Genomic DNA, 24,419 nt, shown 5'->3' on the forward strand with positions numbered 1-24,419 from the left:
GACCGGAATGTCGTCTCTTTTTTCGAAGACCATCTCTCTTGGCAAGGAACTCCGGATCACGGATCAGGAGTTCGCCAACCTGCGGGATTTCATCTATGCCGAATGCGGTATCCATATTGCTGACAACCGAAAGTATTTATTGGAAAACAGACTCGGAAACAGGCTCAAGAAACTCAACTTGAAGAATTTCGACGAATACTACAACCTCCTGCGGTTCGACCCGGCCCGGGGCGCGGAGATGAAGAAGCTCTACGAGGTCATCACCACCAACGAGACCAGCTTCTACCGCAACCCGCCCCAGCTCAAGGTCTTCCAGGAGGAGATCATGCCCGGGATGCTCGACTCCTGCCGCCGCAAGGGCAGAAAGCTGCGCATCTGGTCGGCGGGGTGTTCCACCGGCGAGGAGCCCTACACCATCTCGATCATCATCCACGAGATGCTCAAGGCCGAGCTGCCTACATGGGACATCCGCATCACGGCCAACGACCTGTCGGAGCGGGTCCTGGAGTCGGCCCGCCGGGGCGTGTACAACGACTACACGCTGCGGACCACCCCGGAGGATGTCGCCGCCCGCTATTTCGACATGGACAACGGGCAGAACCGGATTAGGCCGGAGGTCAAGCGGCTGGTCAGCTTCGGCCAGATCAACCTCCGCGACCGGGTGCAGCTCAAGCGGGTGGAGCGGTCGCAGATCGTTTTCTGCCGAAACGTCATCATCTATTTCGACGACGAGATGAAAAAACGGGTCATCAACGCCTTTTACGACAACCTGCTGCCGGGCGGGTATTTGATCATCGGGCATTCCGAATCGCTGCACAACATCACGCGCGCGTTCAAGCCCATTCACTATCCGGGCGCCATCATCTATCAGAAGGAGGAGTAGGACATGTTCCATGGCGGATTTGATAAGGTGACGCCTGCCGTGCTAATCAGGGGGAGTTATGCCTAAACATATTCTCATAGTGGACGATTCGAAGACCGTCAGGAACCTGGTGGCCTTCATCATGAAGAAGGAAGGGTTCAAGGTGACCACGGCCGAGGACGGCCTGGACGGCCTGGAAAAGCTGTACAGCCTGTCCGAGGTCGACCTGATCGTGTCCGACGTGAACATGCCCCGCATGGACGGGCTGACCTTCATCAAGACGGTCCGGGAACAGGCCGCCTACCGGGACATCCCCATCGTGGTGCTGTCCACCGAGGGCCAGGACAAGGACATCCAGACGGGATTGACCGTGGGGGCGAATCTGTACATGATCAAACCCGCCCAGCCGGAAAAGCTTGTCCGGAACGTCAAGATGCTGCTGGGGTAGCCGTCCGCGCGCGGGACGGCGATATAACGCAACCGACGCGGCAGGGGATACGGGCCCGCCAACAGAGCCCCGTTGCCGCATGAGGAACTTCGATGAGCCAGGACTTTCTCGATCCGGAAATCTTATCCGACTTTTTCATTGAAGCCAAAGAGCACTTGGAGACCATCGAGCCCAACCTGCTCGAGTTGGAGAAGAGCCCCGACAACCTCGGACTCCTCAACGAGATTTTCAGGCCCATGCACTCCCTCAAGGGGGCATCGGGCTTTCTCGGCCTGAACAAGATCAACGGGCTTGCCCACAAGGCCGAGAACATCCTGGACGAACTGCGCCAGGGGTCCATGCGCGTGACCGGGGCCATCATGGATCTGATCCTCTCGGCCACCGACGCCCTGCGGACCATGGTGGACAACCTGGAGACCAGCGGGGTGGAGGGCGATGTGGACACCGCGCCCATTATCGCCCGGATCGAGGCGGCCCTGCTCGGCCAGCTTTCGGCCGAGGGCGGGGACGAACCCGAACCCCAGGCCGAGACGGTCGAAACATCCGAAGCGCCCGCCGAGGAAGCCGTTGCCGAGCCCGAATACATCGAACAAGAACCCGCCGTGGCGGCGGAAGACGCCGGGGACGCCGACATGACCGCTTTTCACCCGCAACCCGATCCCGACTTCGACCCCACTCCCTATGCCCTGACCACCGTCGGCGAAGGCCATCTGGCCGACTTTCTCGAAGAGGCGCAGGAGATCGTCGAGAACCTGAACCGCTGTCTCCTGGCCCTGGAAGGGGACCCGGGCGGGAACGACGAGTTGATCAACGACACCTTCCGGTATTTCCACAACCTCAAGGGCAACAGCGGCATCATCGGATTCAAGGAGCTCAACTCCCTGACCCACGAGGCCGAAACCCTGCTGAACAAGGTCCGCAAGGGCGAGATCGCCTCCAGCCAGGGGCTCATCGACCTGCTCCTTTCGGCCGTGGATCTCATCGAGGCCCTGGTCTCCAAGGTGGACACCGAGACCAGCCGGGTGGAGCCGCTGGACACCAGCGTCATGGTCCAAGTGCTCAGGAAGGTCACCGAGGACGGCAACGTGGACGCGGTCAGCGGCATAGTGCCCGTGGCCAGGCAGGCCGCCGAGACCGCGCCCGATCAGGCCGCTGAACCGGACGAGCCCGCTCCCAAGGCTGCGGCTGCGGCCGACGTCGAGCCTGCGGCTCCGGCGGCCGAGTCCGCAACGCCGGCGCCCGAGTACGACCCCGAGGACGTGGCTCTGTTCGTCCAGACCATCGAGCAGCAGTTCGAGGCTGTGATCGTGGCCTTCAAGCTGCTCCGCGAGGACGCCGGACAGAAGGACATCGTCGACGGCCTGTTCCGGACCTTCCAGACCATCCAGAACTCCACGGGATACATGGGGTTCGACGAGATCAAGGAGTACGCGGGCCGGACCGTGGGGCTGGTGGACCAGGCCCGCAATTCGGACATGGATTTTTCGCTGATGCTCGATATCCTCGAGCAGGAATACGCTATTCTCAAGGACATGATCACCGCGGCTATTGACACCTTGCCCGGCGCCGTCTTATCCGAACCGGCAGCCAAGGGTGCACCCGAGGCCAAACCCAAGGCCGCGGCCTCGGCTCCCCGCCGCGAACCGGCCCCCAAACCGGCGTCCGCACCGAAACCGGCTCCGGCCCCGGCTCCCAGGCCGCGCGTCGAGGCCAAGCCCGCTCCGGCCGCGCCGCCCGCGGCCAAACCCGCAGCCAAGCCCGCTCCGGCGGCAAAGACGACCATGCCCACCACGGCCGCAAAGAACACCCCCAGCCAGGCCCAGGCTCCGGCCAAGCCCAAGGCGTCGAGCACCATCCGAGTGGATCATCACAAGCTGGACCACCTGATGAACGTCATCGGCGAGCTGATCATCAACCGCAACCGCTACGCCATGCTCGCCCGCGCCTTGGAGGAGGGCCAGGAGGATGTGCATGTGGTCGCCCAGCAGCTCACCGAGACCACCTACGCCATGGCCCGTATTTCCGACGACCTGCAGGACACGATCATGAAGGTCCGCATGGTCCCGGTACAGACCGTCTTTTCCCGCTTCCCCCGCCTTGTCCGGGACCTGAGCCGCAAGTCCGGCAAACAGGTGGAGTTGATCATGGAAGGCGAGGAGACCGAATTCGACAAGTCCGTGGTCGAGGAGATCGGCGATCCGCTGGTCCACCTCGTGCGCAACGCGGTCGACCACGGCCTCGAGGACGAGGAGACCCGTATCGCGGCGGGCAAGAAGCCCAAGGGCCACGTGTGGCTGCGGGCCTACCACAAAGGCAACTCCGTTGCCATCGAGGTCGAGGACGACGGACGGGGCATGGATCCGGAAAAGCTCAAGGACGTGGCGGTGCGCAAGGGCGTCATCACCCAGGAAGAGGCCAACGCCATGGACGACCGCGAGGCCCTGGACCTGATCTTCGCCCCGGGCTTCTCGTCCGCCGAAAAGGTCACGGACATCTCCGGGCGCGGCGTGGGCATGGATGTGGTCAAGACCAACATCAAGAACCTCAAGGGCAGCGTGAACACCCAGTCCGAAGTGGGCAAGGGGTCCAAGCTGACCCTGACCCTGCCCCTGACCCTGGCCATCATCGACGCGCTCATGGTCCAGGTCGGCGGCGACACCTTCGCCATCCCCCTGGACGCGGTGTCCGAGACCACCAAGATCGAGGTCGAAAAGCTCTCGGACGTCAACAACCGCAAGGCCGTCACCCTGCGCGGCGAAGTCCTCGGCATCGTCGAACTGGCCGAACTGCTCGACATGCCCCAGTCCATGGACGAACGCGACGTCCTGCCCATGGTCGTCATCCAGGACAACGACCGTCGGCTCGGCCTGGTGGTGGACCGCCTCCTGGAACGCCAGGAGATCGTCATCAAACCGCTCGGCCAGTACCTGAACAACTTCAATCTCAAGGGATTGTCCGGCGCGACCATCATGGGCGACGGCTCCGTGGTCCTCATCCTCGATCCCCACGAGATCTACAGCCTGTCCACCCAGCTCGGCCGCAAGGAACCCCTGGTCGTAAGCGGCGCGATCAACGGCAAGTAGAAGAGCCTCCGGCGGCCGGGGGAAGGAGAGAGGGGAACCCTTTGGGAAAAGGGTTCCCCTCTCTCCTTCCCCCGAACCCCCCATCCTCTCTCCCCTCCCAAATCTTTTGTATACGCTTCGCGTGAGCTGTGGGTAAAGGTGTGCTGTGCTTTTCGCCTGATTTTGTGAGTGCGCGGCCGGGCGATGGAAGAAGGAGGGTTGGACGCGTTCCCACGGCCTCCGCGAAGCGGCACAAAAAGTTCTGGAGATTCTTAAGAACCTCTTCCAAGAGGTTCTTAAGCCGCCGGAGGCATCTTTTGACAATGTGCGGCACACGCAAAAAGGCCGGGGAGCAATGCTCCCCGGCCTTTTTGCGTCGTCTGTTCCGTCGCCTACAGCATGGTCATGAAGTTGACGAACAGGGTGACGTTGAGGGCGTGCATGACCCAGAAGAGGGCGATGGTCAGGACGGCGAGGCCCTTGAAGCGCATGGGCGATTCGCTGCGGCTCAGGAACAGCCAGATGAAGCAGCAGACGGCGCCTATGCACACCAGGGCGGTCCAGACAAAGGCCAGGGGGGTGCCCAGGATGAGGGTCTGGATGTCGGCGGGCAGCCGGGAGTAGAGCCAGCCCTGGCAGCCGAGAAAGCCGATCATGGGCAGCAGGGCCCAGCGGGCGGCCATGCGCAGGGCGAAGCCGTAGTAGTCGCGCCCGAAGTCGTCCTTTTTGCGACGCAGGACGAGGTAGCCCAGGGAAAGGGCCGCGGCGGCCGACAGGACGAGCAGGGCGTACATGGCGGACATGGGCTGGGCCAGGATGGCGGTGTTGGTCAGGGCGTCGCCGGTCGACCCGTTCAGGGAGAAGTTGAAGAGCAGCTTGGCCGGGATGATGACGGCCAGGCCGATGAGCGCGCCGAAGGTGGCCACCAGCCCGAGGGCGATGTGGGCGGCCTTGGCCGAGCGCAGTTTTTTCCAGGTGGTGAAATAGAGCAGACCTGCCACCAGGAACACGCCGAAGGCCAGCATGCCCTGGAAGAAGGGCGAGCCCGGGGTGAAGTAGGCCTGGAACAGTTTCGGGAACTTGACCATGGCGAGGCCGAAGGAGGCGCCCCCGATGAGGATCAGGGCCACGGTCAGGATCAGACCCATGGCGGCGGTCTGCTGGCCGTATTTGTCGAAGAAGACTTTTTGGCGGGTCTTGGCCGAGATTTCGCCCAGGACCGCGATGGCCGGGCTGCCGAGGGCCGCCATGCCGAGCAGGCTGAAAAAGGCCGGGGCCAGCATGTAGGCGATGAGGGTCAGGGTTTCTTGGGTGCTCATGGTCGATCGGACTCCGGTAGGTTGCGGGACGGACCGTGCCCCGTGGGCGCTTTTTTGCCTGAAAAACGAGCTGCGCGCAAGGGCGCATTTCCCGGGTAGAAGGGCATGATGTCCGTCAGATTCCTTGCAAAAAGTCCGGGTATCGCCTATTGCCTATGAAACGCCCAAACGAGACCGCGCGGAGACCTCCCCGATGAAATGCCTGAAACTTCTTCTGCTTGCCGCCTTCTGCCTGCCCCTGGTGGGCTGCATAACCTCGCAGAAGAGTGCCGAGACCGAGTCGGCGAGCACCGAGTGGCGCATCAAGAGCCTTGAGGAGAGTTTCCTGAACTTCCGCGAGCAACAGCGCAAGATGGCCGACGAGGACGCGCGCTCGCGTGAGAAGCTGGAGAAGCGCATGGCCGAGGTGGAGGCCGAACTGGCCGCCCTGCGCGGCGGGCAGGCTCCGTCCGACGCGCCGCGCGGCGAGACCTGGTCCTCGGACCTCCAACCCGAGGAGGACGGCTGGGTGGAGGGCGGCAAAAACGCGGAAAAGGACGCTCCCAAGGTGGAGAACGACGCGGAAAAGCCGTGGGCCAAGGTGCCCGAGCCGCCCGCCGTGCCTGAACCGCCCCAGACCATCCCCGAACCCGAGGTGATCACCCGCGCCCAGGCCCCCAAACCGGCCCCGGCCGTTGCCAAGCCGACGCCCAAACCCGCGAAACCCGCGCCCAGGGCATCCGGCGCCAAGGCGCTGTACGAGCGGGGGTACGGCCAGTACAACGCGGGTCAGTTCCAGGCCGCTCGGGCCACTTTTGACGAGTTCACGGCCAAGTACCCGCACGACGATCTGGCGGCCAACGCCCTGTACTGGAAGGGGGAGACCTATTATTCCGAGCGGAATTACGCCCAGGCCATCCTGGCCTTCAAGGAGGTCACGGGCAGGTTTCCCAAGCACGACAAGGCCGCTGCGGCCCTGCTCAAGATCGGCATGTCCTACGACCGGGTGGGCGACCCGGACAACGCGATTTTCTATCTGCGCGCCCTGGTGGAGGATTTCCCCGAGTCATCCGCCGCCGGGCTCGGGCGCAAGGAATTGGCCCGGCTGGGCGGCTAGCCCGCCGTCCCGCCCTTGTTTTTCCCGTAAGGCCGGTCTCCCCGAGGGGCCCGGCCTTGTCTTTTTTCGAAGAGGATCGGCGGGCCCATGGACCTGCAACAAGAATTCTTCGCCTGTCTGGCCCTGAAGCACACCCCCCGGCTGGGGCCCAAGGTGTGGCGGGAGCTGTTTGCCGCGTTTCCGAGCGCCTATGAGGCGGTGCGCGACGCGGCATCCTGGCACGACCGGGAACTGTCGTCCAAGGCTCAGGCCAGGGCCTGCGCGGCGGAGGTCTGGCGGGAAAAGGCCGAGGCCGAATACAAGGAGGCCCGGCGGTCGGGGATGGACGTGGTCACCTGGTTCGATCCCCGGTTCCCCGAGCGCCTGAAGGAGATTCCCGATCCCCCGGCCATGTTGTATCTGCGCGGGGACGCGTCCCTGCTCGGCAATCCGGGCGTGGCCGTGGTCGGCGCCAGGGAGTGCACCCGGTTGGGACTGGAAACCGCCGGGCGGATCAGCGCGCAGCTCTCGAAGATCGGCATCACCGTGGTCTCCGGGCTGGCGCTGGGCATCGATCGGCAGGCCCACCTGGGCGGGCTCAAGGGCGTGGGCTCGTCCATCGCGGTGCTCGGCTGCGGCCTGGATGTGGAGTATCCCCAGGGCAACGCGGACGTGCGCGGCGAGCTTTACGCAAAAGGACTAGTTGTCAGCGAATACGGGCCCGGCGTGAAGCCCAGGGGCGGACATTTCCCGGTGCGCAACCGGCTCATCAGCGGGCTGTCGCTGGGGGTGCTGGTGGCCGAGGCCGCCCACAACAGCGGCAGCCTGATCACCGCCCGGCTGGCCGGGGAGCAGGGCAGGGACGTGTTCGCCGTGCCCGGCCCCATAGGCCAGCCGACCTTCACCGGCTGCCACAGGCTGATCAAGCAGGGGGCCGCCCTGGTGGAGTCCGCCTCGGACATCGTCGAGATTCTGCGCTTCGATTTCGCCCGCGAGTTGGCGGAGGTGCCCGACCCCGATGCGGAAGATACGGAAAACGGGGTTGACGTGGAACGTGCCGTAGTCAAAAAGAAGAAGGCATCCACCGCGCCCGTTGAAGGAGCGGAACGGAGGCAACGGCGGCGGTCGCCTCTCGTGGATCGGGAGGCCATGGGGCTGAGCCCGGACGAAAAACGCGTCCTGGACATGCTCGACGACGCCGACAAGATGCACATAGACGCCCTGGGCCGGGAACTCGGCTGGGATTCGTCCACGGTCAGCCGGGTCCTGCTCCTGCTGGAGATGCGCGGCGCCGTGCGGCAGCTGCCCGGCATGTGGTATCTGGCCAGGGAAGACTAACTATTTGAGGTTATTATGGATTGGAAACTGCTTGCCACCACTTTCGGCACCCTGTTCGTGGCCGAACTCGGCGACAAGACGCAGCTCGCCTGCATGCTCATGACGGCCAAGACCCAGAAACCCTGGACCGTGTTCCTGGGTTCGTCCCTGGCCCTGGTCCTGGTCAGCTTCCTGGGGGTTATGTTCGCCCAGTTCATCTGCCAGTACGTGCCCACGGACATCATCAAGAAGATAGCGGCCGTGGCCTTCGTGGTCATGGGTTGTCTGATCTTCTTTGACAAGATTTGACAAGCGGGGTTGTGGGAAGCCGGACCGCAGTGTATTTTCAATCCGGAATCCCCACCCCCTGACCGGAACGCCATGCAGAAGATACCCATCAACCTCGCCGCCCCGGGCATGAAGCTGGCCAAGGCCGTGACCAGGGAAAACGGCATGACCATCATGGCCGAGGGCATGGAGTTGACCGACAGCCTCATTTCGCGGCTGGAGGGCATGAACATCGAGCGCATCACCGTGCAGGGCCATCCCGTGGAAATGGGCGGGGCCGGGGCCGGGACGCATTGGGGCGAGCGCCTGGACCGGCTGGACCATCTGTTCCGGCGCTACGGTGAGGACAAGTGGATGATCCGGGTCCGGGAACGCATGCGCCAGTATTTCCAGATCAAGGCCGCCGCCCAGGAGGCCAAGATGCGGGCCGTGCGGGCCGGGGCCTCGGGCGAGGAGTCCGTTGCGGACGGCGGCAACGACGGAGAAGAGGCATGAGCGTGGACGACGATCTGAAAACCCGGGTCAAGGGGGAGATTCTCCAGGTCAAGGACCTGCCGACCCTGCCCAACGTCCTGGACAAGATCACCCAACTGGTGGAGGACCCGGACGCATCGACCGAGGCCATCGCCAAGGTCATCGCCACGGACCAGGTCCTGTCGGCCAAGGTGCTCAAGATGGTCAATTCGCCCATTTACGGCTTCCCCGGCCGGATCAGTTCCATTCAGCACGCTCTGGTCCTGCTCGGCTTCAACGTGGTGCGCGGGATCATCATCTCCACCTCGGTCTTCGACATGATGGTCCAGGCCATGAAGGGGCTGTGGGAGCACTCGCTGGGCTGCGCCACGGCCTGCAACATCATCGCCCGCCGGGCCGGATTCGAGGATCCGGAGGAGTACGCCGTGGCCGGGTTGCTCCACGACCTGGGCAAGGTGGTCACCGCCGTCCAGCTGCCGGACACCCACACGGCCATCCTCGACACGGTCAAGGCCAAGGATCTGACCTACTTCCAGGCCGAGAAGGATGTGCTCGGCTTCGGCCACGACCGGATCAACGCCTGGCTTGCCCGCCACTGGGGGCTGCCGCCGAACATCCGCGAAGCCATGACCCGCCACCACGCCCCGCAGTTGGCCGAGTTCTACAAGCCCATGTCCTGCGTGGTCCACCTTGCCGATTTTCTGGTCCGTTTACTGGAGTTCGGAAACTCCGGGGACGACCAGACCGCCTACCTCAGGCCCGAGGCCCTCATCGAACTCAAGTTCCGCATGAGCGACTTGGACAAGGTCATGGACGAAATGACCGGGCAACTCCTCGAAGTTTCGGATGTGACCTTCTGATTTTTCTTTTTTGTCAGATTTGAGCCTACGATTTGGCTGGTTGTTCCCGCAAGGTGACGACCGGCCATTTTTTTTCGTTCGATAATCACATAACTTAGCTGTGGAAAACTAGTAAACAAGAATGATTCCTACTTCTGTGATTGACCAATCAATGTCGTTAAGTTATCAGATTAACGGAGATATTTACGTCGCATAGGGCCGGGTGCTGGATATAAAAAGTACGTTGGTCTGCCTGTGGGGGAGGGGCTGACATATTCGTGATCCGAGCGAAGGCCCTGATGCCGGGCGCATCCGTTCTCGGCGGCGTTTTCCTTTCAAAGCATTGTGAGGCGGTGCATGCTTTCATTCATTCGACGGCGGCTATCTCTTAAGCTGCTCATCCCCCTGTGCCTGGTCATCGTGGCGGGCATCGGCGGTCTGGTCTACTACGTTACCGAGTCCACTTTCGACATGGCCTATTCGGCCACCGAAAGCACGGCCCAGGAACAGGCGGTGTCCGCCGCCCGTTCCTTGAGCATGTTCCTCAGGGACCAGCGGTCCATGGCCCGGATACTGGCCGGGAACCCGGACATGCTCGCCGCGGTGCAGGACGCCACCGAGGCGGCCCAGCGGGCCTGCGACACCGTGGTCAAGACCAACCCCAATGTCTGGGGCGTCGAGGTCTTCGACGCCAGGGGCCAGGTCAAGGCCGGGGCCAATTCCAACGACGTCAAAATGGTCGGGCTCTACGTCGCGTCCCGTCACTTCGCCAAGGAAGTGCTCAAGGGCAACGACACCGGGGTCATGGACAAGACCATCGTCTCGGATCGCAAGTCCGGGGCGCATATCTTCAGCATCAGCTATCCCATCCGCGACGGCGAGGGCCAGGTGCGCGGCGGGGTGGTCCTGTTCTGCTCCTGGGATGCCTTCGTGAAGCAGTTCGTCTCTCCGGTCCACATCGGCCAAAACGGCTACGGCTATGTCCTGGATGGCGACGGCCGCTTCATCCACCACCCGGACGACAAGCAGTTCCGCAAGGACGCCAGCGGGTTCGAGTTCATCAAGACGGCCATGGAGAAGAAGGAAGGGGTCGTCGCCTACGAGTGGGAGGGGGCCCGCAAGTTCATGGCCGTGGCCCAGGACCCGGTGACCGGCTGGTTCGTGTGCATGAGCGCCTCGGTGGACGACATCGCCGCCGTGGCCGCCCGGCAGGGCCAGGTCATGCAGATGGTCGGCGTCGGGCTGATCCTGGCGGTCATGCTCCTGGTCCACCTCATGCTGGCCATATTCGTTTTCCGCCCGGTCAAGAAGACCGTGGCCATGGCCGAGGCCACGGCACACGGCGATCTGGCCCAGGTCTACAAACAGAACGAGAACGGCGACGAGATCGCCAGCATGCAGTCCGCGCTCATCGACATCCGCCGGACCGTGCGGGCCATGACCGGAAACTTCGCCGAGGTGGCCCGTCTGATCGAGCGCGGCCACTTCAACGAACGGGGCGACGCCCAAGGATTCGAAGGCGATTTCGCCGGGCTGATCAACGGCTCCAACTACATGCTCGACGGCATGGTCAACCTGCTCGACGAATTGCCCCTGCCGCTGATGGCCATTTCCAAGGACCACACCATCCTGTTCATGAACAAGGCGGGCGCGGCCCTGGGCGGGGCCGATTTGGAGGAACTTACCGGGACCACCTGCTCCGACTACTTCCTGACCGGCGACTGCAATCCGGAAAAATGCGCCTGCGACAAGGCCATGCGCAGCGGGGAGATGGTCGCCTCCAACACCGAGGCGCACCCCGGCTCCCGGTCCATGGAGATCGACTATTTCGGCATGCCCCTTCGCGACGAGAAGGGCGAGGTGCTCGGCGCGGTCAAGGTCATCATGGACCAGACCGAAATCCGTCGGGTCCAGCGCGAGATGCTCGAAACCGCCACTCAGGCCGATTCCGTGGCCACCATGTTGTCCGCCGCCTCCCAGGAGCTGGCCGCCCAGGTGGAGCAGACCACTCAGGGCGCGGAACGCCAGCAGGCCATGTCCGGGGACGTGGCCTCGGCCATGGAGCAGATGAACGCCACCGTGCTCGAGATCGCCCGCAACGCCTCCAACGCCGCCCAGAACGCGGACGAGATGCGCGAGAACGCCACTCGGGGCGGCGAGGTGGTCACGGCCGTGGTCAATTCCATCGAACAGCTGCGTGAACGCGCCGGGCTGGTGGACCGCAACATCCGCGACCTCGGCACCGAGGTGGAGGCCATTGGCGCGATCATGACCGTCATCTCCGACATCGCGGATCAGACCAACCTGCTCGCGCTCAACGCGGCCATCGAGGCCGCCCGGGCGGGCGACGCCGGGCGCGGCTTCGCCGTGGTCGCCGACGAGGTCCGCAAGCTGGCCGAAAAGACCATGAACGCCACCCAGGAGGTGGGCGGGGCCATCAAGTCCATCCAGGACGGTACCCGCCGTAACCTGGCCGCCTTCCAGAGCGCCACCGAGGCCATCGACGAGTCCACGGACCTGGCCGCCAAGGCAGGTGAGGCCCTGGACGACATCCTCAAGGTGGTCAAGGTGGCCGACGACCAGATCCGCAGCATCGCCACCGCCTCCGAGGAGCAGGCCGCGACCACCTCCGAGGTCAGCCGCAGCGTGGAGGAGGTCAACGAGGTGTCCAACGGCATCGCCGCGGCCATGACCGAATCGACCACCGCCGTGAGCGATCTGGCCCGGCTGGCCGAGGAACTCAAGCAGATCACCACGCGCATCGGCCAGGACGACGACTAGGCCGGACGCCCGCCAATATGTATAAAAGAACCCTCCCGTCCGGTCCGGATGGGAGGGTTCTTGCTTTGACGCGCCCCCGGACCGGTGCTAGATTCCGAAGATGAACCAGACCCTTGAAGAATCCCTGTTCCAGCGCAAGCAGACGGGCTTTTTGCTCTCCCCGGACAAGTCCCTGGCCGAGATGCTGCAAAAACTCTGGTCTCCGGAGGTCCTGGAGTTCAGGGTCTTCGACAGGGGCGCGCGGGCCATCGAGCTGATGTTCACCGACCCGCCGGACCTGCTCGTGGTGGACAACCGCTTGTCCGACATCTCCGGCCGCGAGGTGGCCAACCTGGTCAAGAGCGAGAACGTCTACCGCCAGCTCCCGGTGGTCATGTGCGTGGACCCGGTGGATGTGGAGGAGCCGTGGAACTGGAACCAGATCGAGGTGGACGACTTCCTGGTCCGGCCCTTCAACCCGTCCGAGGTGCGCGACCGCATCAACTTGACCCTGTGCCGGGCCATGCGCGCCCTGGACGCCAACCCGCTGTCCAAGCTGCCGGGCAACACCTCCATCATCCAGCGCATCCAGCAGCTCATTGACAACGGCGACGACTTCGCCCTGGCATACTGCGACCTCGACTATTTCAAGTCCTACAACGACAAGTACGGCTTCTCGCGCGGGGACGAAGTGCTCATGATGGCCGCCCGGGTCATCGTCAACACCATCCGCAGCTACCAGGGCGTCCTGAGCTTCGTGGGCCACGTGGGCGGTGACGACTTCGTCTTCATCCTGCCGCCGGACAAAGTCGAGGACGCCTGCAGGCGGATCATCAAGGCGTTCGACGAGATCGTGCCCCATTTCTACGACCCCGACGACCGCAAGCGCGGCAACATCACCTCCGTGGACCGGGAGGGGAACACCAAGGTCTTTCCGCTCATGGCCATCTCCCTGGCCGTGGTGGTCAACACCGACCAGCGCATCGCACATTACGGCGAGGTCTCGGCCATCGCCATGGAACTGAAGAAAAAGGCCAAGGAGGACCCGAAGAGCAGCTATGTCATCGACCGACGCCAATCGTAATCAGCAGGGCGAACTCGTCCGGGGGTTCCTCGCCTACCTGGAGGTGGAGAAGGGGTATTCCCCGGCCACCATCCGCTCCTATTCCACGGATCTCGACCAGTTCGAGGAATTCCTCAAGGGCCGCAAGGTCACCCTGGAGCGCCCGGTCCGGCTCAACCGCGACCATGTCCGCGCCTTTCTGGCCGAACTGCATCGCAGGCAGCTGACCAAGACCTCCATGGGCCGCAAACTGTCCAGCCTGCGCGCCTATTTCAAGTATCTCCTGCGCCACAAGCTCATCACCAAGGACCCGGCCGCGGGTATCCGCAATCCCAAGCAGGAAAAGCGCCACCCGCAGGTGCTCAACGTGGACCAGGCCGTCGCCCTCATGGAGGCGCGGGTGGACCCGGACCCCGAGGGGCTGCGCGACGTCGCCCTGGCCGAGCTGCTCTACGGCTCGGGGCTGCGCATCAGCGAAGCCATCGGGCTGGACCTCAACGACGTGGACTCCGACGTGATCCGCGTCACCGGCAAGGGCAGCAAGGAGCGCATAGTGCCCCTGTCCGATGCGGCCGTCGAGCGCATCCGCCGCTACATGGGGCAGCGCCACGCCTTTCTTCACGACAACTACGCCGAGCAGGCCCTGTTCCTCAGCTCCCGCGCGGGCAAGCGGCTGGACCGCCGCCAGGCCAACCGCATCGTGGCCAAGCTCGCCAAACTGGCCGGGCTGCCCAAGGACGTGCATCCGCACATGCTCCGCCACAGTTTCGCCACCCACATGCTCGAGGCCGGGGCCGACCTGCGCAGCGTGCAGGAGTTGCTCGGCCACGAGAACCTGACCACGACCCAGCGCTACACGCATCTGGACATGCAGCGCATCATGCAGGTATACGACCACGCGCACCCGCTGGCGGGCGAGCGTAAAACCGATACCGACAAAGACTGAACGGAGACCACCCATGGACAATCCCCTGGTCCTTCTGGAAACCCCGGAAGGCGAAATACTGATCGAACTTTTCCCTGACAAGGCCCCGAAGACCGTGGAGAACTTCCTCCAGTACGTGGACGACGAGTTCTACGACGGCACCCTGTTCCACCGGGTCATCAAGGGATTCATGATCCAGACCGGCGGCCTGACCTTTTCCATGCAGGAAAAGGAAACCCGTGAGCCCATCGAGAACGAGGCCACCAACGGCCTGAAGAACGTCAAGGGCACCGTGGCCATGGGCCGCCTGCCCGAGCCGCACAGCGCCACTTCCCAGTTCTACATCAACGTGGCCGACAACCCAGACCTGGACCACACCGGCGAGGACGACGAGAACTTCGGCTACTGCGTGTTCGGCGAGGTTGCGGACGGCATGAACGTGGCCGAAAAGATCAGCAAGACCCGCACCCACTCCTACCAGGGCTTCGACGACGTCCCCAAAGACCCCGTCTCAATCATCACCGCCCGCCGGTTTGAGTAGCGCGGCTTCCGATAGCGGGCCATCTGCACATTTTTTCCGGGGGCTTCCATCCTCACGTAGACGGCTACGCTGCGGTGAAAGCCCCCGGAAGAAAATGCACATATGACCCACTCTCGAAAGCCTATTCCGAGCGCGGAGGACTGAGCCGTTGTCGGGTGCTGCGCACTCGATTCATTCCTTTCAGAGAAGAAGAGCGCTCCCCCATGCGGTCTCCTATGCGTCGGGGGTATAAAAATGTACCCCTACCCCGCGAAGCGGCAACAAAAAGTTTGGAAGGGGAGTCCAGAGGGGAAACTTTTCCAAAAGTTTCCCCTCTGGCCGCCGGAGGCATTCTTGAATAAAAAAAGCCGCCCATTTGGGCGGCTTTTTTTATTCAAGTAATACGTCAGGCTACTTGTTGAGGACGTCCTTGATGCGTTGGGCGGCCTTTTTATTCAAGTAATACGTCAGGCTACTTGTTGAGGACGTCCTTGATGCGTTGGGCGGCCTGTTCCTTGGTGTCGGCGATTTTCTGGCCGACTTCCTGGTATTTGCGTTCGGCCTCTTCGCTGAGGGAGGACATCAGTTCCTTGACGGTGATGATCTTGTCCACCAGGTAGGCGTTGGCTCCGCAGAAGGCGAAGCCGTTCTTGAGCTTGCCCTTGTAGGCGTTGACCAGGGCCTGGGCGATGCAGTAGGGCGACTTGTCCTCGGCGCAGGAGTGCAGGCATTTGTGCACGCACTTCTTGGGGTGCTTGAGGCCTGCGGTCACGGCGTCGAGGAAGGTGTTCTTCAGGGCGCGGCCGGGCATGCCCACCGGGCTTTTGATGATGGTCACGTCCTCGGCCTTGGCGTTGATGTAGGCCTGTTTGAAGGCCATGTCCGCGTCGCATTCCTCGGTGGCCACGAACCGGGTGCCCATCTGCACGCCGGAGGCGCCCATCTCGAGGTAGCGGGCAATGTCCTCGCCGGTGTACACGCCGCCGGCGGCGATGACCGGGATCGGCTTTTCGTGCTTGTCGCGGTAGGGCTGAACGGCTTCGACCACCTGGGCCAGGATGTTTTCCAGCTGGTACTCGGGGTCGTCGATCTGTTCGGCCTTGAAGCCGAGGTGACCGCCCGCCTTGGGGCCTTCGACCACGAAGCCGTCGGGCAGGTAGTTGAAGCGGCTGGCCCACTTGCGGCAGAGGATGGAGGCCGCGCGGCCCGAGGAGACGATGGGCACGAGCTTGGTGCGCAGTTCCTCCTTCATCTCGTCGGAGACCTCGCGCAGGTATCTGGGCATTTCCAGCGGCAGGCCCGCGCCTGAGATGATCACGTCCACCTTTTCGCGGATGGAGGTGCGGACCATGTCGCCGTAGTTGGTCAGGGCGCACATGATGTTCACGCCGAGCAGCCCGTCGGTCATCTTGGCCCGCGCCTTGCGGATTTCATCGATGAGGCTGCGACGGTCGGCCCCTTCAGGGTCCTTGGCGCGCTGCGGGTCGCGCATGCCGATCATGGAGGTGGCGATGACGCCCACGCCGCCTTCGTTGGCCACGGCGCTGGCCAGCCCGGAAAGGGAGATGCCCACGCCCATGCCGCCCTGGATGATGGGCAGGCGGGCGGTTATATCACCGAAATTGAGACTGGGAAGTTTCATTTATATATACCTCGCGTAAAGCTGATAATTAGGTGTCCCTTGCTCTGAATTTAAGATCAAGTCAAGACAAACGAATGTTTCAAATAGACGTTACGAATTGGTGACGTGTTCCTTGACCACCAATTCGGCGAAATACATGGAGCTGGTGAAGGCCGGAGAGATGGAATTGAGGATGTGGACGCTGTTTTCCGCCTCCTCGATGACGAAATCCATGACCAGCTGGCTGGTTTTGATATTCACGAGCTGGGGCCGTATGCCCGCCTTGGCCGTGGGCAGCATGTCTTCGGGGGCGATTTCCCTGACCAGCTTGGCCGCGTCGTTGAAGAAGTGCTTGAAGAAGTACTTGCGCGGCTCCTCCAGGGCGATGGTCCGGAACTTTTTGTTTTCCATGAACATGCGCATGTCGCGGAAGAGGATGCTCAGGACCTCGCGGTCCAGCCCCTTGAGGATGCCGTAGTTCTCGCGCCCGAAGGCCGGGATGGCCGTGGGGCCGACGTACACGTCGCCGTGCGCGCTACGGGTGAAGTGCACGCCCAGGAACGGGTTCTTGATGTTCGGGACCGGGTAGATGGAACCCTTAATGCGGTCGGCGGCGGGCTTTGCGAGCACGCGGTAGATGCCCTTGAAGGGCAGCAGTCGGTAGTCTCCGGCGATGCCGAAGGCCTGGGCCACCTTGTCGCTGTACGCTCCGGCCGCGTTGATGAACAGCTTGTAGCCGATTCTGCCCTGGGAGGTGGCGACCTTGTTCGGCCCGGCCGTGCCGGTGAACCGGGTGTCGAAGAAGAAGCGGACCCTGCCGCTGTTCTCCAGTTCCTCGCGCATGGCGGCAAGGATGCGCTTGGGGTCGACCACGCTGGTCAGGGGCGAGTACAGGGCGCGGCCCACGGTGAAGGCGTTGGGCTCGATTTCGGCCAGCCGCTTTTCGTCGATCATTTCGACCACGCCGCCGTTGGCCGTGGCCCGTCGCTCGAGTTCGTCCAGGGTGTCCAGTTCGTCTTCGGTGCGGGCCACGATGACCTTGCCGGACTTGAACAGGGGCAGCCCCCGTTCCTCGCAGTAGGCCTGCATGCGGCGGTTGCCCTCCAGGCACATCTTGGCCTTCAGCGTGCCGGGATCGTAGTAGATGCCCGCGTGGAGCACGCCGCTGTTGCGGCCCGAAGCGTGCATGCCCAGGCAAGGTTCCTTGTCGAAGATGATGACATCGTCACAGCCGGCCTCTATCAGTTCCCGGGCGATGGTCAGCCCGAGGATGCCCGCCCCGCAGATGACGGTATGCGCGCGGTACATGCGCCCTATTCCTTGGTCAGCAGGGAAAGGCCGCTTTTCGGGTCCTTCTTGCGCAGCATGCCGGTGCCCTCAAGCTCCATGATGACGACCTCGCCCACCAGCCAGACGTCCAGGCCGGGGCGGATGCAGCCGGTCAGTGTCTCACCGTCGCGGCCGAGCGCCGCGTGCATGTGCAGGATCGGCGCGCCGGACTCGTCCGGGAACAGGGTGCCCAGGCCGAGCACCTCGTGGACGCCACGTACCGGGCAGAGGATGGGGTCGATGATCGGGGAGTCGCCGTCCTTGGGCCCGGCCACCAGGTTGCCCTGGCCAGCGCCGCCGATGAAGGTGCACAGGGCGGTCCTGATTTCGTGTTCCTTGGCGAACTGTTCGAGACAGTCCGGGAGCCGCTCACCGCTTTCCAGGCGCAGGGTGAAGACCCTGCCCACATTGCCTTGGCTGTACTGCATTGGGAATTCCTATTTGTCCTTGGGCGGGGTTTGCCCGCACGGTTTGGTGAAATCGCACCACTTGCAGCGGTCTCCGGGCCGGGGATCGAACCGGGAGGCCGTGAGCATGTGCCGGACCAGTGTTCGTACCAGGAGCGGGGCGGTGTCGTCCACTGCCTCGTCCACTTCCTCCTCGGTCCACTTGGCCGGGAAGAGCAGTTGCTCCCTGCCGTTTTCGCCCAGCTTGACCAGACCCGCGTTGACCGGGGATTCCCCTTCGGCCCGAGCATAGAGATGGAGGTAGGCCGGGAGCTGGACCGAGCGCACGGCGTCGGCCAGGTGCAGGAGCAGGTCCGGGTCCACGTCGCCCTCCAGGAAACCGGCCATGCGGTCCGCAAGCTCTACGTCCCCCCAGAAGCGCGCCTTGGGCAGGAGCGCGCCGCCGGTCTTGTAGTCCAGGATGACCACGCCCTGTTCGCGCCGTTCCACGCGGTCGATGCGCCCCTTGAACGGGATCTCCAGACCGTCCACGGTCAGGGTGGTTTCCAGGGGGTGCTCGAGGCCGAGCAGGGTGGCGGGCTGTTGCGCGGCCACGAACCGCTCCAGCCGGTAGCGGCCGGCCTCCATCAGGGCCGTGCGCGTGTCCAGCGACAGCCGGGCGTGGAGCGGCCCGGCCCGGAAGGTCTCGCTAAAGGCCGCGAGCAGCGGGGCCGGGTCCAGGGCGGAAAGGTCCTCGCCGGTCCCGACATGGGGCAGGAGGAACTCCTTGAGCACGTCATGGACCAGGGAGCCGAACTCGCTGCGGTCGCCGTCCTCGTCCACGGCGTCCACCGGGCGCACGCCCGAGAGATACTGGTAGAAGAACCGCTTGGGGCAGTTCATGTAGATGTCCAGGCCGGACGGCGACAGCCCTTTGGCGGTCAGGAACTCGGCCAGGGCCGAGCGCACGGCCTCGGTGGCCGGGACGGACGGCGGCCCGGCGGGCAGGGAGCTGGCCGGGAAGGTCACGGCGCGGACCACGCCGTCCTCGGGGGTGATGAGTTTGCCCGAGGCCAGTTCGCGTTCCCACAACAGCTGTTCGACGAACCGGCTGCGCACGGACTTGCCGTCGAGCACGCCGGGCTGGATGCCGTTCTGGTAGTAGACGACCGCCTCCTTGGCGCCCATGAGCAGGCGGTAGAAGTTGTAGCCCGAGACGTTGTCCCGTTCGCGGGCGTCGGGCAGGCCGAGGAGCTTGCGCAGCGGGTCGGGCAGCAGCGGGTCGAACGGGTTGGTTCCGGGCAGCCGCTCCTCCACGGCGTCGAGGACAAAGAGCTTGTCGAAATGGAGCAGCCGGGTCTCGAGCACGCCCAAGACCTGGAGGCCGGTCAGCGGGTCGGGTTCGAAGGAGACGCGCTCCTGGTCGAGCAACCGGCGCAGGAACGAGTGCAGGGTGGACTGCCCCAAAGGCTCGAAGCAGGTCTCGGCGCTTTTGAGTTGCGGGATAACCGAGTTGGTCAGCCGGAACAGGCATTCGGCGTCCATAAGGTAGGTGTGCCACAGCCGCTCCCCGCGCGCATGGAGCATCCCGGCCAGTCCGGCCAGGGCCCCGCCCACCTCGGCCAGGGTGTTCACGGACGCGAACGCGGTCAGGCAGCGGTCCAGGATTTCCGCGAGCAGCGGTTCGGCCACGGCCCGGTCCACGTCCTTGAGCGCGTCGCCGTCCCATTCCGGCTCGAACGCCGTGGGATCGATAAACTTCTCGCCCTGGCGGATGGCCGCCTCCCAGAGGTGGAACACGGTGCGCAGGGGCTTGTCCTCGGGGCCGAGCAGCCGCAGGTAGGGGTGGCGGATCAGGGCGATCAGATCCTTCCAGTAGTAGCGGCCGTCCGGCGAGCGGTTCTCGCGCAGGACCAGCAGGGTCTCGATGAGCCGGGCCAGGGAGGTGCGGGCCAGCGGGTAGCCCATGGAGATGTTCGGCTCCAGGTCCGGGTCCACGTTCGGGAGCATGTGCAGCACGGGCAACAGCGCGCCCTCGTCGGGCAGGACCACGGCGGTGCGCTCCAGGCTGTCGCGCCCCTTGACCTCGCGCATGTCCCCGGCCAGCCCGGCCAGCTGCGAGTGGCGGTCGTAGCCCTCGCAAAAGCGGATGTCCGGGGCGTGCGGCGCGGTGTCGAGGTTAAATGGTATCTCCGGGCGCACTCCCCAGCGGGCGAGCCAGGCCGTGTGTTCGGCCGTGGCCCAGTGGGCGCGGCCGCCCTCGGCCAGGGCCGGGTCCGAGTGCAGCACCGGGGTCAGGATACCGCGCTCCCAGAGGGCGCGGAAGAGCCGGTCCTCGGTCCCGCTCAGGGCGTAGAATCCGGCGGCCAGCAGAGTCCTGCCGTCCAGGGCGTCGGCCACCTCGTCCAGGTGGTCGAGGACGAAGCGGGCGGACAGGCCGGGCGTGGTCCAGCCCCGGGCGTCGAGCCGGGTCAGGTACTCGTGGTGGATGGCGCGCAGCTGCTCCAGGAGCCCGGCCGCATAGGCCGAGACCTCGCCCTCCATGTATTCCAGGTCCTGGGGGGCTAGATCCTGGCGCAGGAGGTCGTCCATGAGCCGTGCCAGCAGCATGCCCCACGGCAGGAACGCCTCGCGGTCGAGTTCGGGCAGGCGGGAGAGCAGGCTGCCCTTGCGCCCGCGCAGGTCCGCGACGATGGTGCGCAGCATCTCCACCAGATCGAGCTGGGCGGCCTTGACCGGCGGGACGGGCGAAAGGCGGCGGTGCAGTCCGGAAACGAAGTCCGCGATGGAGGTCATCTCCGGCATGAACGCGGGCTTCTTCATGGCCGGATGTGCGGCGAGCAGCCCTTTCAGGTGGCGGCGCGGGCGGTTGTGCGGGAATAGTATGGTCAGCTTGGCCGGATTGTCCGAGGCGGCGACCATGTCGGCCAGCACGGGCATGAAATCGATCTGCCAGGGGACGAGGAGGATGGACCGCATCTAGGCCTCCCCCCCGACTTCGCGGATTTCGCGCAGGTCCAGGTAGACCAGGAAGCCGCGAGGCGAGCCGTATCCGCCCATGGCCCCGAGGATGTCCATGTATTCGCGGACCTGGACCTCGTTGTGCGGGTCCGGGCGGCCGGTCTTGAAGTCCACGATGACCGCCTCTTCGCCGGTGACGAGCAGGTCGAACCGCTTGAACTCGCCGCCCGGGGCCAGGACCTCGGGTTCGCGTGTGCCCACGGCCAGCCAGCCGCGCAGGCGGTCGTCGCCCAGCGCCCATTGGGCCATGGCGCGCAGGTCCTGGCCGAGCTTTTCCCGTTCCGCGTCGGGCAGCGCGTCCAGTTCCGGAAAATCCTGGACGGCCAGGGCCATGGCCCGCTTGATGTCGGCCGCGTCGTCGCCGGTGACCAGCATGTGTTCCATGACCCGGTGGGCCACCTCGCCACGCATGCGCTCGTTGAAGAAATAGTCGTCCAGGTTGTGGCGGTAGACCCGCAGCCTGGGCAGCCAGCCCATGAGGTCCGCCTCGCCCGTGGCAGGGGCCAACTCAACCGGCTCGGGTCGGACGGCCTGCGCCGACGGGTGCGTCCCGGCCGGGGTGTCCCCCAGCTCGAACACGCCGTCGTCGTCCGGCTCCAGGAACTGGTCCATGGCCTTGAGGACCACCGGATTGGCGACCCGCGCCGTCTCGGGATAGAAGCCGTACAACTCCTCCCGCGCCCGGGTCCAGGCCACGTAGAGCAGATTGAGCTGTTCGCGCACGGCCCGGCCCAGGCTCTCCTGGTAGGGGCGGCCCAGGTCCTTCTTCATGGGCACGAGCAAGCTGTGTCCCTTGAACTCCCGGACCGCGAAGTTGCGGTCCGTGTCTGTCTTCCAGTGGTGGAAGGGCACGATGGTCACCGGAAATTCCAACCCCTTGGCCTTGTGGATGGTCATGATGCGCACCGCGTCGATGTTCTCCGGCAGGGGGACCTTTTCCTGGTCCGACTTCTCCTCCCAGTATTCCAGGAAGGCGGACAGGGAGCCGTACCCGTTCTCTTCGGCCAGATGGACGACCTCCAGGAAGCGGCGCACGTACAGCTCGGCCTCGGGGTGGCGCGTAAGGACCCGGAAGACGCGCACGGCCTCCATGGTCAGGTCATAGGGCGTCATCAGCCCGGACTGGTTGTAGAAGGGCTCGATGAGCCGCTGCCAGGGGCCGGGGAAGTCCTCGCGGAACTGCACGCCCAGCGGCCGCTTGCGCGGCCTGATGAGCCAGTCCAGCAGCTCGGCCTCGTCCAGGCCGGATTCGGCCAGGAAGAGTTCGTGCCCGCCGATGAAGGCCAGGAAGGCCGCGTCGTCGCGGGGGAAGTCCAGGAAGCCGAGGAATCCGGCCAGCTGTCGGATCACGGGATGGCGGTCCAGTTGCAGGGAGTTCTCGGTGATGACCGGGATGTTCTTGCGCACCAGCAGGTCGCAGACCAGGGAGGCGTGGGTGTGGGAGCGGACCAGGATACCGATGTCCCGGTAGTTGCGCCGAGCGGTCAGGTCGTCCATGAGCGCGTTCAGCCGCTCCAGGGTCTGCTCCTCGATCTCGCCCGAGCCGCCGCCCTCTATCCGCTCCATGCGCACGTAGCCGCCGGTGTTCCGGTGCTTGTCCGGCAGGGACTGGGCGCAGTCGCAAAAGCTTTGCGAAAGCTGGTCGGCGAACTCGGCGCGGAAACCGGCGTCCGCGTCGGGCAGGACGCGCTCGGCCAGCTCCGCCGCCTGGTCCGGGTCCTCCAGGTTGGCGAAAAACGTGTTGTTGAACTCGACCACGTTGCGGTGGCTGCGCCAGTTGTCCGGCAGGTTCTCGGCCTCGGGGCGCTCCACCAGCCCGGCGATCTCGGGCTGGGCCATGACCTCGTCGAACAGAGCGGAGTCCCCGCCGCGCCAGCCGTAGATGGCCTGCTTGACGTCGCCCACGAAGAACAGGCTGCCGCCCTTGCCCAAACATTCCCCGGCCAGCGGGGTGATGGCCCGCCACTGGTCGCGGTTGGTGTCCTGGAACTCGTCCACCAGCAGGTGGTGCAAGCGGCAGCCCAACCGGCAGTAGGCCTCGGACACGGCCCCGCCTTCGGCCAGAAGGTCGATGACGTGCCCGGCCACGCCGCTGTTCAGGACCATGCCCTGCTTGCGTTGCAGCTCCTCCAGCCCGTTTTCCAGGCGCAGGGCGATGTCGATGGCCGGGGCCAGGAAGTAGGCTCCGGCCAGGACGGCGCGGCTCTGGCGGTACTCGGCCCATTTGCCTTGCAGATGGGCGTAGAAGGACTCGGTGCGTTCGTCCACCAGTCCTTTGCCCTTGGCCAGGACGCAGTCCGCCACGGTGGTCTTCTTGATGGACGCGGAATCCGGGACCGGGTCGAACAGCTCCATGTCCAGGCAGTTGGTCAGGAAATCACGGAAATATTTATTCAGAGGCAGGCCGGTTTCCTCGGCGTGGGCACCCATGGCTTCAACCGATTGCCTGAAAGACGCGTACTCGCCGGTGAGCAGTTCGACGATGGCCGCTTGATCCGTCAGCAGGTCGCTTGATCGGGTTTCGACGCAGCCGGTCAGCTCGCGCAAGCGATCGCGGACCGTGTCCTGGACCCAGAAGCCGTTGCGCCCCTCCTGGCGGATGAGGGTGCCCACCGCACTGTCCAGCAGCCCCGCGGCGTTCTCGTCTTCCTCGCACAGAGCCAGGAAGTGGTCGAAGACCGCGTCGAACAGCTCGCGCTCGTCAAAGACGATCTCGAAGTCCGGGCGCACCCCGAATTCCAGGGCGAAGAGGCGGAGCAGGAGGACCAGCAGGGAATCGATGGTCCGGATGTTCAGCCTGTGGTAGCGGCGCAGGATCGCGCCCACCGTGGTCCGGGCCGTTTCCGGGGAGCAGGCCGGGTTTTCCTGGATGCCGAGCGCGCTCGCCTTGAGTCCGCCGACCACGCGCTCCTTCATCTCGGCGGCGGCCTTGTTGGTGAAGGTCACGGCCATGATCTCGGGCCAGGTGAATCCCCGGCCCGGCCGGTTGGTGCAGACGAACGGCGTATCCCGCTCGTCCGCGGCGTCCAGCAGGGCCAGGAAGCGGCGGGTCAGCTGGTACGTCTTGCCCGAGCCCGCCGAGGCCTTGACCTGTCGCAGTTCGGACACGG

General features: G+C 64.6%; 18 protein-coding genes. 12 read left to right on the forward strand and 6 right to left on the reverse strand.

The genetic code is table 11. The features are described 5' to 3' along the window. Window positions 1-7: 7 nt before the first annotated feature. From BerOc1_RS17170 to BerOc1_RS17180, 3 genes are all read left to right on the forward strand, one after another. On the forward strand, window positions 8-883 hold the full coding sequence (locus tag BerOc1_RS17170) for a CheR family methyltransferase (protein ID WP_071546982.1): 876 nt from the start codon (window positions 8-10) through the stop codon (window positions 881-883). 58 nt (window positions 884-941) lie between these two features. After that, window positions 942-1,310 carry a response regulator gene (locus BerOc1_RS17175; RefSeq protein ID WP_071546983.1) on the forward strand — a complete coding sequence of 123 codons (369 nt, stop codon included), beginning with the start codon at window positions 942-944 and terminating at the stop codon, window positions 1,308-1,310. A 92-nt stretch (window positions 1,311-1,402) separates the two neighbouring features. Further along, the gene (locus BerOc1_RS17180) at window positions 1,403-4,393 is read left to right on the forward strand and encodes a chemotaxis protein CheA (protein WP_071546984.1); all 2,991 of its coding nucleotides are present in this window, start codon (window positions 1,403-1,405) and stop codon (window positions 4,391-4,393) included. A 371-nt stretch (window positions 4,394-4,764) separates the two neighbouring features. Here the strand turns inward: BerOc1_RS17180 and BerOc1_RS17185 are convergent, their stop codons facing one another. Beyond that, window positions 4,765-5,691, reverse strand: a complete 927-nt coding sequence (locus BerOc1_RS17185; RefSeq protein WP_071546985.1) for a hypothetical protein — start codon at window positions 5,689-5,691, stop codon at window positions 4,765-4,767. Between the two features lie 193 nt (window positions 5,692-5,884). On the opposite strand from BerOc1_RS17185, the gene ybgF reads away from it, so the two are divergent. From ybgF to BerOc1_RS17230, 9 genes are all read left to right on the forward strand, one after another. After that, a complete protein-coding gene (gene ybgF, locus BerOc1_RS17190; protein WP_071546986.1) occupies window positions 5,885-6,787 on the forward strand; it encodes a tol-pal system protein YbgF in 903 nt (300 codons plus the stop codon). Window positions 6,788-6,874: 87 nt separating this feature from the next. Further along, window positions 6,875-8,104 carry a DNA-processing protein DprA gene (gene dprA / locus BerOc1_RS17195; RefSeq protein ID WP_071546987.1) on the forward strand — a complete coding sequence of 410 codons (1,230 nt, stop codon included), beginning with the start codon at window positions 6,875-6,877 and terminating at the stop codon, window positions 8,102-8,104. 15 nt (window positions 8,105-8,119) lie between these two features. Then, window positions 8,120-8,392 (forward strand): TMEM165/GDT1 family protein, encoded by a 273-nt coding sequence (locus tag BerOc1_RS17200; RefSeq protein ID WP_014320867.1) that lies wholly within the window; start codon window positions 8,120-8,122, stop codon window positions 8,390-8,392. Window positions 8,393-8,464: 72 nt separating this feature from the next. Then, on the forward strand, window positions 8,465-8,866 hold the full coding sequence (locus BerOc1_RS17205; protein ID WP_071546988.1) for a hypothetical protein: 402 nt from the start codon (window positions 8,465-8,467) through the stop codon (window positions 8,864-8,866). A gap of 2 nt (window positions 8,867-8,868) precedes the next feature. Next, window positions 8,869-9,705 (forward strand): HDOD domain-containing protein, encoded by an 837-nt coding sequence (locus tag BerOc1_RS17210; protein WP_071547173.1) that lies wholly within the window; start codon window positions 8,869-8,871, stop codon window positions 9,703-9,705. 336 nt (window positions 9,706-10,041) lie between these two features. After that, entirely contained in the window at window positions 10,042-12,465 is a 2,424-nt protein-coding gene (locus BerOc1_RS17215; protein WP_071546989.1) for a methyl-accepting chemotaxis protein, read from the forward strand. A 100-nt stretch (window positions 12,466-12,565) separates the two neighbouring features. Then, window positions 12,566-13,528: a GGDEF domain-containing response regulator gene (locus tag BerOc1_RS17220; protein ID WP_071546990.1), complete on the forward strand. Its 963-nt coding sequence runs from the start codon at window positions 12,566-12,568 to the stop codon at window positions 13,526-13,528. Continuing rightward, window positions 13,503-14,453, forward strand: coding sequence for a tyrosine recombinase XerC (gene xerC / locus BerOc1_RS17225; RefSeq protein WP_071546991.1), 951 nt, complete (start codon window positions 13,503-13,505; stop codon window positions 14,451-14,453). The genes BerOc1_RS17220 and xerC overlap by 26 nt, the downstream gene beginning before the upstream one ends. A gap of 13 nt (window positions 14,454-14,466) precedes the next feature. Further along, entirely contained in the window at window positions 14,467-14,973 is a 507-nt protein-coding gene (locus BerOc1_RS17230) for a peptidylprolyl isomerase (RefSeq protein WP_071546992.1), read from the forward strand. Window positions 14,974-15,424: 451 nt separating this feature from the next. On the opposite strand, the gene BerOc1_RS17235 is transcribed toward BerOc1_RS17230, so the two are convergent. From BerOc1_RS17235 to BerOc1_RS17255, 5 genes are all read right to left on the reverse strand, one after another. After that, entirely contained in the window at window positions 15,425-16,594 is a 1,170-nt protein-coding gene (locus BerOc1_RS17235) for an NAD(P)H-dependent flavin oxidoreductase (RefSeq protein WP_071546993.1), read from the reverse strand. Between the two features lie 90 nt (window positions 16,595-16,684). Beyond that, window positions 16,685-17,881 carry an L-2-hydroxyglutarate dehydrogenase gene (gene lhgD / locus BerOc1_RS17240; RefSeq protein WP_071546994.1) on the reverse strand — a complete coding sequence of 399 codons (1,197 nt, stop codon included), beginning with the start codon at window positions 17,879-17,881 and terminating at the stop codon, window positions 16,685-16,687. 5 nt (window positions 17,882-17,886) lie between these two features. After that, entirely contained in the window at window positions 17,887-18,330 is a 444-nt protein-coding gene (locus BerOc1_RS17245) for a PPC domain-containing DNA-binding protein (RefSeq protein WP_071546995.1), read from the reverse strand. Window positions 18,331-18,339: 9 nt separating this feature from the next. Beyond that, entirely contained in the window at window positions 18,340-21,267 is a 2,928-nt protein-coding gene (locus tag BerOc1_RS19455; RefSeq protein ID WP_071546996.1) for a PD-(D/E)XK nuclease family protein, read from the reverse strand. After that, window positions 21,268-24,417 carry a UvrD-helicase domain-containing protein gene (locus BerOc1_RS17255; protein ID WP_071546997.1) on the reverse strand — a complete coding sequence of 1,050 codons (3,150 nt, stop codon included), beginning with the start codon at window positions 24,415-24,417 and terminating at the stop codon, window positions 21,268-21,270. Between the last annotated feature and the right edge of the window lie 2 nt (window positions 24,418-24,419).

Source organism: Pseudodesulfovibrio hydrargyri, from assembly GCF_001874525.1.
Classification (GTDB): Bacteria; Desulfobacterota; Desulfovibrionia; order Desulfovibrionales; family Desulfovibrionaceae; genus Pseudodesulfovibrio; species Pseudodesulfovibrio hydrargyri.

Coding starts and splice junctions, on each gene's coding strand:
- BerOc1_RS17170 (WP_071546982.1), top strand. CDS start 8: ATGTCGTCTCTTTTTTCGAAGACCATCTCTCTTGGCAAGGAACTCCGG.
- BerOc1_RS17175 (WP_071546983.1), top strand. CDS start 942: ATGCCTAAACATATTCTCATAGTGGACGATTCGAAGACCGTCAGGAAC.
- BerOc1_RS17180 (WP_071546984.1), top strand. CDS start 1,403: ATGAGCCAGGACTTTCTCGATCCGGAAATCTTATCCGACTTTTTCATT.
- BerOc1_RS17185 (WP_071546985.1), bottom strand. CDS start 5,691: ATGAGCACCCAAGAAACCCTGACCCTCATCGCCTACATGCTGGCCCCG.
- ybgF (WP_071546986.1), top strand. CDS start 5,885: ATGAAATGCCTGAAACTTCTTCTGCTTGCCGCCTTCTGCCTGCCCCTG.
- dprA (WP_071546987.1), top strand. CDS start 6,875: ATGGACCTGCAACAAGAATTCTTCGCCTGTCTGGCCCTGAAGCACACC.
- BerOc1_RS17200 (WP_014320867.1), top strand. CDS start 8,120: ATGGATTGGAAACTGCTTGCCACCACTTTCGGCACCCTGTTCGTGGCC.
- BerOc1_RS17205 (WP_071546988.1), top strand. CDS start 8,465: ATGCAGAAGATACCCATCAACCTCGCCGCCCCGGGCATGAAGCTGGCC.
- BerOc1_RS17215 (WP_071546989.1), top strand. CDS start 10,042: ATGCTTTCATTCATTCGACGGCGGCTATCTCTTAAGCTGCTCATCCCC.
- BerOc1_RS17220 (WP_071546990.1), top strand. CDS start 12,566: ATGAACCAGACCCTTGAAGAATCCCTGTTCCAGCGCAAGCAGACGGGC.
- xerC (WP_071546991.1), top strand. CDS start 13,503: ATGTCATCGACCGACGCCAATCGTAATCAGCAGGGCGAACTCGTCCGG.
- BerOc1_RS17230 (WP_071546992.1), top strand. CDS start 14,467: ATGGACAATCCCCTGGTCCTTCTGGAAACCCCGGAAGGCGAAATACTG.
- BerOc1_RS17235 (WP_071546993.1), bottom strand. CDS start 16,594: ATGAAACTTCCCAGTCTCAATTTCGGTGATATAACCGCCCGCCTGCCC.
- lhgD (WP_071546994.1), bottom strand. CDS start 17,881: ATGTACCGCGCGCATACCGTCATCTGCGGGGCGGGCATCCTCGGGCTG.
- BerOc1_RS17245 (WP_071546995.1), bottom strand. CDS start 18,330: ATGCAGTACAGCCAAGGCAATGTGGGCAGGGTCTTCACCCTGCGCCTG.
- BerOc1_RS19455 (WP_071546996.1), bottom strand. CDS start 21,267: ATGCGGTCCATCCTCCTCGTCCCCTGGCAGATCGATTTCATGCCCGTG.